This window comes from Yinghuangia seranimata, from assembly GCF_029953285.1.
Lineage (GTDB): Bacteria > Actinomycetota > Actinomycetes > Streptomycetales > Streptomycetaceae > Yinghuangia > Yinghuangia seranimata.
On the sequence record NZ_JASAOI010000022.1, the window covers coordinates 14,755 to 28,479 of the forward strand.

Annotated in this window: 11 protein-coding genes and 2 pseudogenes; 10 read left to right on the forward strand and 3 right to left on the reverse strand. The window is 71.2% G+C overall.

Going from position 1 to position 13,725, the window contains the following annotated elements:
* The 3 genes from QI554_RS14540 (at nt 1) to clpX (ending at nt 2,825) form a co-directional block, all read left to right on the forward strand.
* Nucleotides 1-594: an ATP-dependent Clp protease proteolytic subunit gene (locus QI554_RS14540; protein WP_281470323.1), complete on the forward strand. Its 594-nt coding sequence runs from the start codon at nt 1-3 to the stop codon at nt 592-594.
* 65 nt (nt 595-659) lie between these two features.
* Nucleotides 660-1,334: an ATP-dependent Clp protease proteolytic subunit gene (locus QI554_RS14545; protein ID WP_281470059.1), complete on the forward strand. Its 675-nt coding sequence runs from the start codon at nt 660-662 to the stop codon at nt 1,332-1,334.
* Nucleotides 1,335-1,550: 216 nt separating this feature from the next.
* Nucleotides 1,551-2,825, forward strand: coding sequence for an ATP-dependent Clp protease ATP-binding subunit ClpX (gene clpX / locus QI554_RS14550; RefSeq protein WP_281470061.1), 1,275 nt, complete (start codon nt 1,551-1,553; stop codon nt 2,823-2,825).
* An 84-nt stretch (nt 2,826-2,909) separates the two neighbouring features.
* Here the strand turns inward: clpX and QI554_RS14555 are convergent, their stop codons facing one another.
* The 3 genes from QI554_RS14555 to QI554_RS14565 all read right to left on the reverse strand — a co-directional run bounded on the left by QI554_RS14555 (nt 2,910) and on the right by QI554_RS14565 (nt 5,545).
* Complete coding sequence (locus QI554_RS14555; RefSeq protein WP_281470063.1) at nt 2,910-3,599, reverse strand: hypothetical protein; 690 nt, start codon at nt 3,597-3,599, stop codon at nt 2,910-2,912.
* 288 nt (nt 3,600-3,887) lie between these two features.
* On the reverse strand, nt 3,888-4,523 hold the full coding sequence (locus QI554_RS14560; protein ID WP_281470065.1) for a hypothetical protein: 636 nt from the start codon (nt 4,521-4,523) through the stop codon (nt 3,888-3,890).
* A gap of 311 nt (nt 4,524-4,834) precedes the next feature.
* A complete protein-coding gene (locus tag QI554_RS14565) occupies nt 4,835-5,545 on the reverse strand; it encodes a hypothetical protein (protein WP_281470067.1) in 711 nt (236 codons plus the stop codon).
* A gap of 314 nt (nt 5,546-5,859) precedes the next feature.
* On the opposite strand from QI554_RS14565, the gene QI554_RS14570 reads away from it, so the two are divergent.
* The 7 genes and pseudogenes from QI554_RS14570 to mreD all read left to right on the forward strand — a co-directional run.
* Nucleotides 5,860-8,484, forward strand: a complete 2,625-nt coding sequence (locus tag QI554_RS14570) for a valine--tRNA ligase (protein ID WP_281470069.1) — start codon at nt 5,860-5,862, stop codon at nt 8,482-8,484.
* Between the two features lie 18 nt (nt 8,485-8,502).
* A pseudogene (gene folC, locus QI554_RS14575) lies at nt 8,503-9,960 on the forward strand (bifunctional tetrahydrofolate synthase/dihydrofolate synthase); the annotation flags it as partial.
* A 3-nt stretch (nt 9,961-9,963) separates the two neighbouring features.
* On the forward strand, nt 9,964-10,290 hold the full coding sequence (locus QI554_RS14580; RefSeq protein WP_281470074.1) for a DUF4233 domain-containing protein: 327 nt from the start codon (nt 9,964-9,966) through the stop codon (nt 10,288-10,290).
* Between the two features lie 148 nt (nt 10,291-10,438).
* Nucleotides 10,439-10,849 carry a nucleoside-diphosphate kinase gene (ndk, locus tag QI554_RS14585; protein WP_281470076.1) on the forward strand — a complete coding sequence of 137 codons (411 nt, stop codon included), beginning with the start codon at nt 10,439-10,441 and terminating at the stop codon, nt 10,847-10,849.
* 246 nt (nt 10,850-11,095) lie between these two features.
* Nucleotides 11,096-12,115 carry a rod shape-determining protein gene (locus tag QI554_RS14590; RefSeq protein WP_281470324.1) on the forward strand — a complete coding sequence of 340 codons (1,020 nt, stop codon included), beginning with the start codon at nt 11,096-11,098 and terminating at the stop codon, nt 12,113-12,115.
* Between the two features lie 66 nt (nt 12,116-12,181).
* Complete coding sequence (mreC, locus tag QI554_RS14595) at nt 12,182-13,195, forward strand: rod shape-determining protein MreC (protein WP_281470078.1); 1,014 nt, start codon at nt 12,182-12,184, stop codon at nt 13,193-13,195.
* Between the two features lie 3 nt (nt 13,196-13,198).
* Nucleotides 13,199-13,702: pseudogene (gene mreD, locus QI554_RS14600) on the forward strand (rod shape-determining protein MreD); the annotation flags it as partial.
* Nucleotides 13,703-13,725: the final 23 nt, after the last annotated feature.

The following is a 13,725-nucleotide window of genomic DNA, read 5'->3' on the forward strand; positions in this document are numbered from 1 at the left end:
ATGCGCGCACCCCAGGGCGGTATGGGGCTCGACGACCAGGTCTACAACCGACTGCTGCGCGAGCGGATCATCTTCCTCGGGGCGCCGGTCGACGACCAGATCGCGAACGCGATCTCGGCGCAGCTGCTGCTGCTCAACGCCGAAGACCCGGAAAAGGACATCTCGCTGTACATCAACTCGCCGGGCGGCTCCGTCACGGCGGGCATGGCGATCTACGACACCATGCAGTTCATCAGCAACGACGTCTCGACCGTCGCGATGGGCCTGGCCGCCTCGATGGGCCAGTTCCTGCTGACCGCCGGGGCGCCGGGCAAGCGCATCGCGCTCGCGAACACCGAGATCCTCATGCACCAGCCCTCAGCGGGCCTGGGCGGCGCGGCGTCGGACATCCGCATCCAGGCCCAGCAGCTGCTGCGCCTCAAGCGCCGCATGGCTGAGCTGATCGCGGAGCACTCCGGGCGCACGTACGAGGAGATCGAGCGCGACTCGGACCGCGACCGCTGGTTCACCGCGGCCGAGGCGAAGGAGTACGGCCTCGTGGACCACGTCGTCATCAGCGCCCGCGAGGTGCCGAGCAACGGCAGCGCGAGCTGAGCGATCCGACGGGCCCGTCCCGCCGCCGAGCCAACCAGCAGCAGCAGTCCGGAGGATCTGAAGCCATGACCGACCTGTCGTTCCCCTTCCCGAGGCCCGACGCCCAGGCGTACATGCCGGGGCGTGCCGAGGGCCGCTACATCGTCCCGCAGTTCGAAGAGCGCACGTCGCAGGGCATCAAGCGCTACGACCCGTACGCGAAGCTCTTCGAGGAGCGCATCATCTTCCTCGGCGTCCAGATCGACGACACGTCGGCCAACGACGTGATGGCCCAGCTGCTCACGCTGGAGTCGATGGACCCGGACCGCGACATCTCGATCTACATCAACTCGCCCGGCGGCTCGTTCACCGCGCTGACCGCCATCTACGACACGATGCAGTTCGTCCGCCCGGACATCCAGACGGTGTGCATGGGCCAGGCGGCGTCCGCCGCGGCCGTCCTGCTCGCCGCCGGCACGCCGGGCAAGCGAATGGCGCTGCCGAACTCCCGCATCCTCATCCACCAGCCGTACAGTGAAACTGGGCGCGCACAGGTGTCGGACCTGGAGATCCAGGCCAACGAGATCCTGCGCATGCGCTCGCTGCTGGAGGAGATGCTCGCCAAGCACAGCAACCGTTCGCTCGACCAGGTGCGCGAGGACATCGAGCGCGACAAGATCCTCACCGCCGAAGAGGCGCGCGAGTACGGCCTCATCGACGAGATCACCTCGCCGCGGAAGTCGCCCCGGTCGTCCGGATGACGGCGGCATCGGCCGGTCGAACGGTTTCGACCGGCCGATGGGCCCGTTTCCGGCGGTAACAGGGTGGCGACCGCGGTTCGAGGGAGCGGTTGCCCACCCGAATGACCCCCGGTGGGGGCAAAACCGGGGGACGGGCGTTTGCGGCGGGGTACCGTCGAAAGACCAGGCACCAGGTCCGGTTCTCACACCGGGGCCCAGGCGAAGGAGATGCACCTCGTGGCACGCATCGGTGACGGTGGCGATCTGCTCAAGTGCTCGTTCTGCGGTAAGAGCCAGAAGCAGGTGAAGAAGCTCATTGCCGGTCCGGGTGTGTACATCTGTGACGAGTGCATCGACCTGTGCAACGAGATCATCGAGGAGGAGCTCTCCGAGTCCTCCGAGCTGAAGTTCGAAGAGCTTCCCAAGCCCCGCGAGATCTGCGAGTTCCTGGACGGGTACGTCGTCGGCCAGGAGGTCGCCAAGAAGGCGCTCTCGGTCGCCGTCTACAACCATTACAAGCGGGTGCAGGCCGGCGAGAGCGGCAAGGGCGGCGACGGCGTCGAGCTGGCGAAGTCGAACATCCTGCTGCTCGGCCCGACGGGCTGCGGCAAGACCCTGCTGGCCCAGACGCTGGCACGCATGCTGAACGTCCCGTTCGCGATCGCGGACGCCACGGCGCTGACCGAGGCGGGCTACGTCGGCGAGGACGTCGAGAACATCCTGCTCAAGCTGATCCAGGCGGCCGACTACGACGTCAAGAAGGCCGAGACCGGGATCATCTACATCGACGAGGTCGACAAGATCGCCCGCAAGAGCGAGAACCCGTCGATCACCCGGGACGTGTCCGGCGAGGGCGTGCAGCAGGCGCTGCTGAAGATCCTCGAGGGCACCACCGCGAGCGTCCCGCCGCAGGGCGGCCGCAAGCACCCGCACCAAGAGTTCATCCAGATCGACACGACGAACGTGCTGTTCATCGTGGGCGGCGCGTTCGCGGGTCTGGAGCGCATCATCGAGGGCCGGGTCGGCAAGAAGGGCATCGGCTTCGGCGCGCAGATCCGCTCCAAGCGCGACATCGACACCGCCGACGCGTTCGGCGAGGTCATGCCGGAGGACCTGCTCAAGTACGGCATGATCCCCGAGTTCATCGGCCGCCTGCCGGTGCTGACCTCGGTGCACAACCTCGACCGCGAGGCGCTCATCCAGATCCTCACCGAGCCGAAGAACGCGCTGGTCAAGCAGTACCGGCGGCTGTTCGAACTGGACGGCGTGGAGCTGGACTTCGAGATGGAGGCGCTGGAGGCGATCGCCGACCAGGCGATCCTTCGGGGCACCGGAGCCCGCGGTCTGCGCGCCATCATGGAGGAGGTGCTGATGTCGGTGATGTACGAGGTGCCGTCCCGCAAGGACATCGCCCGCGTCGTCATCACCCACGACGTCGTCCTCAAGCACGTCAACCCGACGCTGGTGCCGCGCGAGATCGTCAAGCGCGAGCGGCGCGAGAAGAGCGCCTGAGCGCTCCGGCCACCGCCACGAACCTGTGCCGCGGCCCCTGTTCCCGCACCGGGAACGGGGGCCGTCGGCGTTGTCGGCGTCGGGTCAGCCGGCGCGGCCGAAGTAGATGTTCTCGATCAGTTTGACGGTCAGCGTGACGCTCTGCGGACTGCTCACGTAGAGCACGTTCTTGTCGTCGCCCCACATGCAGGCCGTGGCGCCCTGCGCGGTCCAGCACCGGGTGAGCCCCGGGTCGGACCACGAGACCTGCTGCTCAACGGCGTTGTCGATCTTCGGGACGAACGCCCGGACGTAGTCGGACGGGACGGTGCCGCGCTTGGCGCCGAGCACGACCATCTTGGCGTTCGGGCTGGTCGCGGGGCCGTACACCTTGGTGACCACGGCGTCGAAGTCGCGGCTGAAGACCGTGTTGACGTCCTGGACCACGGGTGGCACGTCGGCGTCGGCCTGCTGCGTCGCCCCGTCGATGGTCGTGGGGAGCGTGAGCGCCTTGGGTGCCGCCGTCGGTGACCTGCTGCCGCCGGACGTGCTCGGGCGGGGCTGCGTCGTGCCGGTGACCGGCGGGCTGTTCGACCCGTGCGCGGTCGAGCCCTTGTCGTCCTTCTTGAGCACCAGGACGAGCACGACGGCCGCGACGAGCACGACCACCGCGCCGATCACGCCCGCGACGACGGCGGTGCGCTTGGCCGAACCAGGCGGCCGCGGCGGCGGATACGGCGGGCCGGGCGGCCCTGACGGGTACGAGGGCCCGCCGTATCCGCCCCCGGGCGGCATCGGCGCGCCGGGGTAACCGCCGCCCGGCGGTCCCGGCGGTCCTCCGTACCCGCCGCCGGGCGGCGGCATCTGCGGCCCGCCTGGATATCCCGAACTCGGCCCGCCCGGATAGCCGCCGGGCGGCGGCCCGCTACCGGAAGGAGGCCCCCACCCCGGGTAGTCCCCGTCGTTTCCGCTCATGAGACGCCGCGGCGCGGCCGAACGGCCCCGCCGCCCCTCCTCTCCCATGCTCGGACGGCGCTGCCGCGTCGTCCGTTTCGTGGAGTTTTCCCCCGCGCGGTGCCGTGGCTACCGCGCCTGTTCGATGTCGGGACGCATCTCCCTGGTGAGCGCCCCGAGTTGGTCGAGAGTCCCGAACGCCGTGCGGCCCGGCAGCGCGAGCACCGAGCCGACGCTGTGCCGGTCCGCCCACACGCACATCGGCAGCGTCAGCCCGCCGGCCAGGTAGGTGACCGGGTGGCACCGCAGCACGCCGCCGAGCGGGCCGGCGTCCATCGGGCGGATGTCGGCCGGGTCGACGGGCCGGGCGTGTGCCCGCAGTTCGGCGTAGAAGCGGTCGAGCTTGGCGGCCGTGCCGCCGGGGCGGGTGTCGGCCGCGGCGACCACGATGACGTCCGCCGCCGACGCTCCGGGTTGGCCGTAGGCGGCCGTCACCCCGTCGCCGTGCAACCGCGCGCGCACGTCGGCAAGGTCGACCGCGCCGTCGAGACGCACCAGCCCGCCCGCCGCGACCGGCGTCCCGACCCGCAGGGGCGTGTCGTCGCGGGCGCACCGGCCGATCAGCGCCAGCGCGCCGAACACCACGGCGACGGCCGCGAGCAGCCCCAGCGCGGGGCGCGCGTAGCGGCGCCGGACGGGAGGAGCGGCCCGGTCGTACGGGACGGCTTCGTGCGGCACCTGCACCTCGGCGGCAGCGGACGACACGGACGAACTGCGCGGCCCGCACGATACCGGGCGGGTCCGGCACCGGCCAGCCGCGCACTCCGGCGCGAACGCGCGGCAGGGGGACGACCCCCCACTCGGCCGTCCCCCTGTTTTCCGAAAGCCCGCAGGCCGGTTCGCAACTCCCGCGTCGATTCCGTGCCGCCACTCCCCAGGACGGCACTGATGGTCCGACGCGGGTCCGCGAACCGGCGTCGCCGGCCTTCGCGTCCGCGTCACAGCGCGCTGCCCGCCCCCCGGCGGCACCGCGCCGCGTCACACCTCCGGGTGACGCTGTGTGGCGCGGGACGCCGTCACTTCTCCAGGTCGGCGCGCATCTCCTGCAGCTTCTTCGCGGCGGCGTCGGCCGACAGCTTGTCGAAGTAGGCGACGAGCACGGTGTTCTTGTCCGCCCAGCCGCAGATCGCCGCCGGGTACGCGTCCTGCGCGGGCATGCACTCGAGCGTTCCGCCGAGCGGGCCCGCGGCGTAGGTCGTCATGGTCGCGCCCTGGGGCACGCTGCCGCCGTCGCGGTTCACGTAGTCGACCATCTCGCGGATCATGTGCTCGAAGCGCTTGCCGTCCATGGCGGGCAGGCCGTCGATGCCCTCGAGCAGCACCTCGCGCGGTCCCGACGCGGTCTTGCCGTACGCGGCGACGAGCACGTTCATCCCGGGCTGGATGTCTCCCGGGTCGAGCGGGACGTCGGTGACCTCGGCGCCCAGCCGCGTGTAGCCGCCGGTGCGGGCCGCCGAGACCAGCACGTGGGTGCCGGACGCGCCGGTGGTCGCCGGGGCGGACGGCTTCTTGGTGGCCGTGGGCGCGGCGGTGGCGGCGTCGGTCGGCTTGTCGGCGGCCGGCGACGACGCGGGCGCGGCGGACGCGGTCGCGGTCGGGGCCGACGAGGCCTTGTCGTCCTTGGCGTCGTCCTGGCCCGGGATCTTGCAGGCGGTCAGGGCGAGCGCCCCGACGGCAAGGGCGACGGCGGTCGAGGCGAGGCGGCCCGAGACGAGACGGGTAGACACGGTGGATCCCCCCAGGGATGAGTAGCGGTCGGCCGGAGTCCACAGCGATCCGCCTTGGTTCCCCCCTCGGCGGGCCGCTCTCCGGCTCGGCACGAACATTAGCCCGCCGACCAGGGGGTTTCCTCCATCGCCCGGCGCGGTGACAGCACAGTGACACATCGGTGACCGCTCCGCGGCGACCGGGACGCCCCCGAGACCGAGAAGGCGCCCGCCCGCCGCCCTTGCCGCCCGCGGCCGAGCCGCTCCGCCTCCGCCACCCGTGCGGGTCCGTGCGGTGCCGAAGCGCCCCTTGCTCTTCCGTAGACTTGCCTACTGTGACCGAGACTCCTTCCTCCGCAGCCGCTGCCGAAGCGCAGACCCTCTCGTCCCAGTACGCCCCCACCGAGGTAGAGGGCAAGCTGTACGAGCGCTGGGTAGCCGCGGGCTACTTCGAGGCCGATGCGAAGAGCGAGAAGCCGGCCTACACGATCGTCATCCCGCCGCCGAACGTCACCGGATCGCTGCACCTGGGCCACGCGTTCCAGCACACGCTGATGGACGCGCTCACCCGCCGCCGCCGCATGCAGGGCTACGAGGCGCTGTGGCTGCCGGGCATGGACCACGCCGGCATCGCGACGCAGAACGTCGTCGAGCGCGAGCTGGCCAAGGAGGGCGTGTCCCGCCACGACCTCGGCCGCGAGGCGTTCGTCGACCGTGTGTGGCAGTGGAAGGAAGAGTACGGCGGCAAAATCCTCGGCCAGATGCGCCGCCTCGGCGACGGCGTCGACTGGTCGCGCGAGCGCTTCACGATGGACGAGGGCCTGTCCCGCGCCGTCCAGACCATCTTCAAGAAGCTGTACGACGACGGCCTCATCTACCGCGCCGAGCGCATCATCAACTGGTGCCCGCGCTGTCTGACCGCGCTGTCCGACATCGAGGTCGAGCACCAGGACGACGACGGCGAGCTCGTGTCGATCCGCTACGGCGAGGGCGACAACGCCATCGTGGTCGCGACGACCCGCGCCGAGACGATGCTCGGCGACACCGCCGTCGCGGTCCACCCGGACGACGAGCGCTACCGCCACCTCGTCGGCACCGAGATCGAACTGCCGCTCACCGGCCGCCGTATCCCGATCGTCGCCGACCACCACGTCGACCCCGAGTTCGGCACCGGCGCGGTCAAGGTGACCCCGGCGCACGACCCGAACGACTTCGAGATCGGCCGCCGCCACAACCTGCCGAACCTGACCGTGATGGACGAGCGCGGCAACATCACCGTGCACGGCCCGTTCCTCGGCCTGGACCGCTTCGAGGCCCGTTCCACGATCGTCGGCGCGCTGCGCGCCGAGGGCCGGATCGTCGCCGAGAAGCGGCCGTACTCGCACGCGGTGGGGCACTGCTCGCGCTGCAAGACCACCGTCGAGCCGCGCCTTTCGCTGCAGTGGTGGGTCAAGGTCGCGCCGCTCGCGCAGGCCGCGGGCGACGCGGTGCGCGACGGACGGGTGACCATCCACCCGCAGGAGCTGGCCGGCCGCTACTTCGCGTGGGTCGACAACATGCACGACTGGTGCATCTCGCGCCAGCTGTGGTGGGGCCACCGCATCCCGGTCTGGTACGGCCCGAACGGCGAGACGGTGTGCGTCGGTCCGGACGACGAGCCGCCGGCCGGCGAGGGCTGGACGCAGGACAGCGACGTGCTCGACACGTGGTTCTCCTCCGGCCTGTGGCCGTTCTCCACGCTCGGCTGGCCGGACGAGACGCCGGACCTGGCCAAGTTCTACCCGACCGACGTGCTGCTGACCGGCCACGACATCATCTTCTTCTGGGTCGCCCGGATGATGATGTTCGGCCTGTACGCGATGGACGGCACCCCGCCGTTCCACACCATCGCGCTCACCGGCCTGGTCCGCGATCAGTTCGGCAAGAAGATGTCGAAGTCGTTCGGCAACGTCGTCGACCCGCTGGACTGGATGGACACGTTCGGCACCGACGCGCTGCGCTTCACGCTCGCCCGCGGCGCCAACCCCGGCACCGACGTGCCGATCGGCGAGGACTGGGTCCAGGCGTCCCGCAACTTCTGCAACAAGATCTGGAACGCGACGCGGTTCGCGCTCATGAACGGTGCCACGGTCGAGGGCCCGCTGCCCGCCGCCGAGGACCTGTCGACCGTCGACCGCTGGATCCTGTCCCGGCTCGACGCGACCGTGGCCGAGGTCGACGGGCTCTACGAGGACTTCCAGTTCGCGAAGCTGGCGGACGCGCTGTTCCACTACGCGTGGGACGAGGTCTTCGACTGGTACGTCGAGCTCTCCAAGATCACACTGCAGGCCGGCGGCGACGGGGCCGCGGCCACCCGCCGCGTGCTCGGCCACGTCCTGGACGTGACGCTGCGCCTGCTGCACCCGATCGTCCCGTTCGTCACCGAGGAGCTGTGGACCACGCTCACCGGCGGCGAGTCGCTCGTCATCGCCGCCTGGCCGACCCCGGAGGGCCGCCGCGACGCGGCCGCCGAGGCCGAGGTGACGACCCTTCAGCAGGTCATCACCGAGGTCCGCCGGTTCCGCGGCGACCAGGGCCTCAAGCCCGGCCAGAAGGTCCCCGCGCGGCTGACCCTCGAAGGCACCGCGCTGGCCGCGCACGAGGCGGCGATCCGCACGCTGGCCCGCCTGGAGCCGGACGCGGAAGGCTTCTCCGCGACCACCTCGCTGCCGGTCGCCGGCGCCGTCGTCGAACTGGACCTGTCCGGCGCGATCGACGTGCCCGCCGAGCGCCGCCGCCTGGAGAAGGACCGCGCGGCCGCCGAGAAGGTCCGCGACCAGTGCACCAAGAAGCTCGCCAACGAGGGCTTCCTGAGCAAGGCGTCCGCCGAGGTGGTCGCCAAGGTCCGCGGCCAGCTCGAGACCGCCGAGGCGGACATCGCCCGCATCAGCGGCCAGCTGGACCGCCTCCCGCAGGCCTGAGGCCCGCCGGGTGCGCGCCGCGCGGGACGGCGCGCACCCGGGGCCCCGACCGCCGACCCCATCGCAGACCCACGACGAACCGGTGAAACCCACATGACCGACCCTGCCGCCCTCGCCGAACTGCGCGCCGTCGAGGCCGAGTTGGTCTCCCGCTGGCCGGAGACCAAGATCGAGCCGTCGATCACCCGGGTCGCCGCCCTCATGGACGTGCTCGGCGAGCCGCAGCGCTCCTACCCGGTCATCCACATCACCGGCACCAACGGGAAGACCTCGACCGCCCGCATGATCGAGGCGCTGCTGCGCGCGTTCTCGCTGCGCACCGGCCGCTACACCAGCCCGCACGTGGAGTCGGTGACCGAGCGGATCAGCCTGGACGGCGCGCCGATCAGCCCCGAGGCCTTCGTCGAGGCGTACCGCGACATCAAGCCGTACGTCGACCTGGTCGACGGATCGCAGCCGATGGCCATGTCGTTCTTCGAGGTGCTCACCGGCATGGCGTACGCGGCGTTCGCCGACGCGCCGGTCGACGTCGCGGTCGTCGAGGTCGGCCTCGGCGGCACCTGGGACGCCACCAACGTCGCCGACGGCTCGGTCGCCGTCATCACGCCGATCGCCGTCGACCACGCCGACAAGCTGGGCGAGACGCCCGGGGAGATCGCCGTCGAGAAGGCCGGCATCGTCAAGCCGGGCGCGCTCGCGGTGCTCGCGCAGCAGCCGCTGGACGCCGCCGAGACGCTGCTGCGCCGTAGCGTCGAGGTCGGCGCGACGGTCGCGCGCGAAGGCATGGAGTTCGGCGTGGTGCGCCGCGACCTGGCGGTCGGCGGGCAGATGGTGACGCTGCAGGGCCTCGCGGGGGAGTACCCCGACATCTTCCTGCCGCTGCACGGCGCGCACCAGGCGCACAACGCCGCCGTCGCGCTGGCCGCGGTGGAGGCGTTCTTCGGGGTCGGCAGCGGCCAGCGGGTCGGCCTGGACTACACCGGCAAGCTGGACGCCGACATCGTGCGCGAGGCGTTCGCCGGCGTCACCTCGCCGGGCCGCATGGAGATCGTGCGCCGCGGCCCGACGGTGGTGCTGGACGCCGCGCACAACCCGGCGGGCGCGCGCACCGCGGCCGAGGCGGTGACCGAGTCGTTCGACTTCACCCACCTGGTCGGCGTGGTCTCGGCGATGTCGGACAAGGACGTGCGGGGCATCCTCGAGGCGTTCGAGCCGGTGTTCGCCGAGATCGTGGTGACCCAGAACTCGATGCCGCGCGCCATGAAGGTGGACGAACTGGCGGCGCTGGCCGTCGAGGTGTTCGGCGAGGACCGGGTCGAGGTCGTGCCGCGCCTCGACGACGCGATCGACGCGGCCGTGCGGCTCGCGGAGGACGAGGGCGACCTGGGCGGCGCCGCCGTGCTGATCACCGGGTCCGTGGTCACGGTGGGCGAGGCGCGGGTGCTGCTCACCGGCGGCCGGAACGGGAAGGGCTGAGACATGCGGGCGTTGTGTTCGACGCACCTGATCGGCGAGGCGATCGTGATCTGCCTCGGCGCGCTGGTGGCCATGCAGTTGAGCGACGTGTCCACGGGGACGTTGTGGGCGGTCGCCGGGCCGGCGGCGGTGCTGTGCGTGCTGCTGTGCGCCAGACTGTCCGCGCCGTGGGCGGTTTCGGCCGGTTGGGCGCTGCAGATCGCGTTGATCGCCGCCGGGTTCGTCGTCCCGATGATGTTCGTCGTGGGTGTGCTGTTCGCCGGCATCTGGTACATGTGTGTGCGCGTCGGCCGTACGATCGACGCCGCCAAGGCCGCCCGGGCCGGATGACCCGGCGTGGCCCGGTCCGTGCGGACCGGTGCCCGGGGGACCGTCGGCGGTTGTCGGCGCCGTGACCCCGGATAGGCTCGGGGCGTTGAGTCGATCGGAGCCGATCGGCCGCCCGAGCATGTTCAGAAACCCTTTGAGGAGTGTCCCCGTGTCCGAGCGCACCCTTGTCCTCGTCAAGCCCGACGGCGTAAGGCGCGGTCTCGTCGGCGAGGTCATCGGCCGGATCGAGCGCAAGGGCTTCACTCTCGCGGCCCTCGACCTGCGGGTGATGGACCGCGAGACGATCGAGCGGCACTACGAGGAGCACGTCGGCCGGCCGTTCTACCCGAGCCTGGTCGAGTTCATGACGTCCGGTCCCTCGGTCGCCATGGTCGTCGAGGGCGAGCGGGTCATCGAGGCGTTCCGCGCGCTGGCCGGCGCGACCGACCCGATCAAGGCCGCGCCCGGCACCATCCGCGGCGACCTCGCGACGGTGACGCAGCAGAACATCGTGCACGGGTCGGACTCGCCGGAGTCGGCCGCCCGCGAGATCAAGAACTTCTTCCCGGGCCTGGCCTGACGGGTCGTCCGCTGACGGGAAATCGGCCGTTTGCGGGACCGTTAGGCACGAAAAATTAAAAAAGACCCGAATGCCGTGCGTGGCACACGATGTTCTGTCTGATGATCACGTCATCGTGGTCGACAGGTGTTCCGCTCGGTGTGGCACGCCTACGATTGAGACCGGTCCCGCCTCCCCGCCGCAGGCCGGTTAATGTCCTCATGGCTTCAAGCCCCGGAAGGCCCTGGTTGCTTCATGGCGAACAATTTGTCGTTCATCGGTCGTGACATGGCAGTCGACCTCGGCACGGCCAACACGCTGGTGTACGTCAGAGGACGAGGCATCGTGCTGAACGAGCCGTCCGTCGTCGCCAAGAACACCAGCACAGGCGGCATCCTCGCGGTGGGTGCCGAGGCGAAGAAGATGATCGGCCGCACCCCCGGCAACATCGTCGCTATCCGGCCACTCAAGGACGGCGTGATCGCCGACTTCGAGATCACCGAGCGGATGCTGCGCTACTTCATCCTCAAGGTGCACCGCCGCCGCTACCTCGCGCGCCCGCGCGTCGTCGTGTGCGTGCCCAGCGGCATCACCGGCGTCGAGCGCCGCGCCGTGGTCGAGGCGTCCAGCCAGGCCGGCGCGCGCAGCGTGCACATCATCGAGGAGCCGATGGCGGCGGCGATCGGCGCGGGGCTGCCGGTGCACGAGGCGACCGGCAACATGGTCGTCGACATCGGCGGCGGCACCACCGAGGTCGCCGTCATCTCGCTCGGCGGCATCGTCACGGCGCAGTCCATCCGCGTCGCGGGCGACGAACTCGACACGGCGATCATCAACTTCGTGAAGAAGGAGTACTCGCTGCTGCTCGGCGAGCGCAGTGCCGAGGAGATCAAGATGTCGATCGGGTCGGCGTACGACCTGGGCGACGACGCGCACAGCGAGATCCGCGGCCGCGACCTGGTCTCCGGCCTGCCGAAGACGATCGTCATCTCGACCGCCGAGGTACGCAAGGCGATCGAGGAGCCGGTCAACACCATCATCGACGCCGTCAAGACGACGCTCGACAAGTGCCCGCCGGAACTGTCCGGCGACATCATGGACCGCGGCATCGTCCTGACCGGCGGCGGCGCGCTGCTCCGCGGCCTCGACGAACGGCTGCGCGCGGAGACCGGCATGCCGATCCACATCGCCGACAACCCGCTCGACTCCGTCGCGCTGGGCGCCGGCAAGTGCGTCGAGGAGTACGAGGCGCTTCAGCAGGTCCTCGACGCGCAGCCGCGCCGCTAGCCCCCCACCCGGTCAGCCGGGTCGCAAGGTACCTCCCGAGAACACCGAGAAAGGGGCGGGCGCATCGTGAAGGACTCCCGCCGCGGCCGCATGGTGCTCGTGCTGCTGCTCGCGATCTCCTTCGCCCTGATCACCGTGGACATCCACGGCGGCCGCAACTCGCCCATCTCCCATGTCCGGGACTGGGCGTCGGCGGTCTTCGGGCCGGCCGAGCGCGCCACCGCGTCCGCGGTCGACCCCGTCGGCCGTGCGATCGACGCCGTGCGTGACGCGGGGAACCACGAGGACGAGAAGAAGCGGCTCCAGGAGGAGAACGCGCGGCTCCGCCAGGAGCTGCAGAACGTCGAGTTGGACAAGAACCGGGTCGCCGACCTGGACCGGCTGCTCAAGGTCGCGTCCGCGGGCCAGTACAAGATCGAGCCGGCGCGCGTCGTCGCGGTCGGGCCCGCGCAGGGCTTCTCGTGGACGGTCACCATCGACGCGGGCAGCCGCGACGGCATCAAGCCGGACATGACCGTGATCAACGGCGAAGGCCTGGTCGGCCGGGTGACCTCGGTCGGCCCGATGACCGCGACCGTGCTGCTCGCCACCGACCCGGGCTTCTCGGTCGGTTCGCGCATGGCCGCGTCCATGGAGATAGGGATCACCACCGGCCAGGGCGACCGGCCGATGCGGCTCCAGCTGCTGAACGCGCAGGCGCAGGTCAAGACCGGCGACCGGCTGGTGACCTTCGGGTCGCAGGGCGGCCGGCCGTTCGTGCCCGGCGTGCCGGTCGGCACCGTCACGGAGATCCGCTCGACGCCCGGCGCGCTGACCCGCACCGTCGAGGTCAAGCCGTTCGTGAAGTTCACCAGCCTGGACAACGTCGGCGTGGTGATCGAACCGCCGCGCAGCGACCCGCGCGACGCGGTGCTGCCGGCCGCGGCCGACCAGCCCCCCGCGGCTCCGGCGGCCCCGGCCGCTCCGGCGCCGCCGGCCGCCCCCGCCGCCGCGGTGCCGCCCGCGACCCCGCCGCCCACCGCGACCGGGAAGTCGTCGGCCAACGGGCGGCCCACCAAGACCCCGACAGGGAGGGACTGAGCGATGGGCGCCGCACGCGTGCTGTACGCCGCCGTCCTGATCGTCGTCGGCCTGGTCGTCCAGGTCAGCGTCCTCGCCCGGCTCGGCCTGCCCGGTGCGGTGCCGGACCTGCTGCTGCTGGTCGTGGTCGGGATGGCCATGACCTACGGACCGACGGCGGGGTGCGCGATCGGCTTCGCCGCCGGGCTGTGCGCCGACCTCGCGCCGCCCGCCGACCACGCGGCCGGGCGCTACGCGTTCGTGCTGTGCGTCGCCGGGTACATCGCGGGCCTGTTCGCGACCCGCAACCGCCAGTCGGTGATAACGCCGATCCTCGTCGTCGTGCTCCTCGCGGCACTGACCACGGCGCTGTACGCGGGCGTCGGCGCGCTGGTGGGCGACACCGCGGCGCGCGACGTCGGCCTGAGCAGCCTGCTCATCACGTCCGTCATCTACGACGCGCTGCTGGCGCCGTTCGTGGTGCCGCTGGTGATGGCCGGCGCACGGCGCACCGACCCGCAGCCGCTCCTGCCGCTGTGACCGGGCGGGCC

Excerpts from the sequence above, each read along its gene's own strand:
- QI554_RS14555 (WP_281470063.1), bottom strand. The coding sequence starts at position 3,599 with ATGCCGCCCGGGGGCGGATACGGCGGGCCCTCGTACCCGTCAGGGCCG.
- QI554_RS14540 (WP_281470323.1), top strand. The coding sequence starts at position 1 with ATGCGCGCACCCCAGGGCGGTATGGGGCTCGACGACCAGGTCTACAAC.
- QI554_RS14580 (WP_281470074.1), top strand. The coding sequence starts at position 9,964 with ATGCGGGCGTTGTGTTCGACGCACCTGATCGGCGAGGCGATCGTGATC.
- QI554_RS14545 (WP_281470059.1), top strand. The coding sequence starts at position 660 with ATGACCGACCTGTCGTTCCCCTTCCCGAGGCCCGACGCCCAGGCGTAC.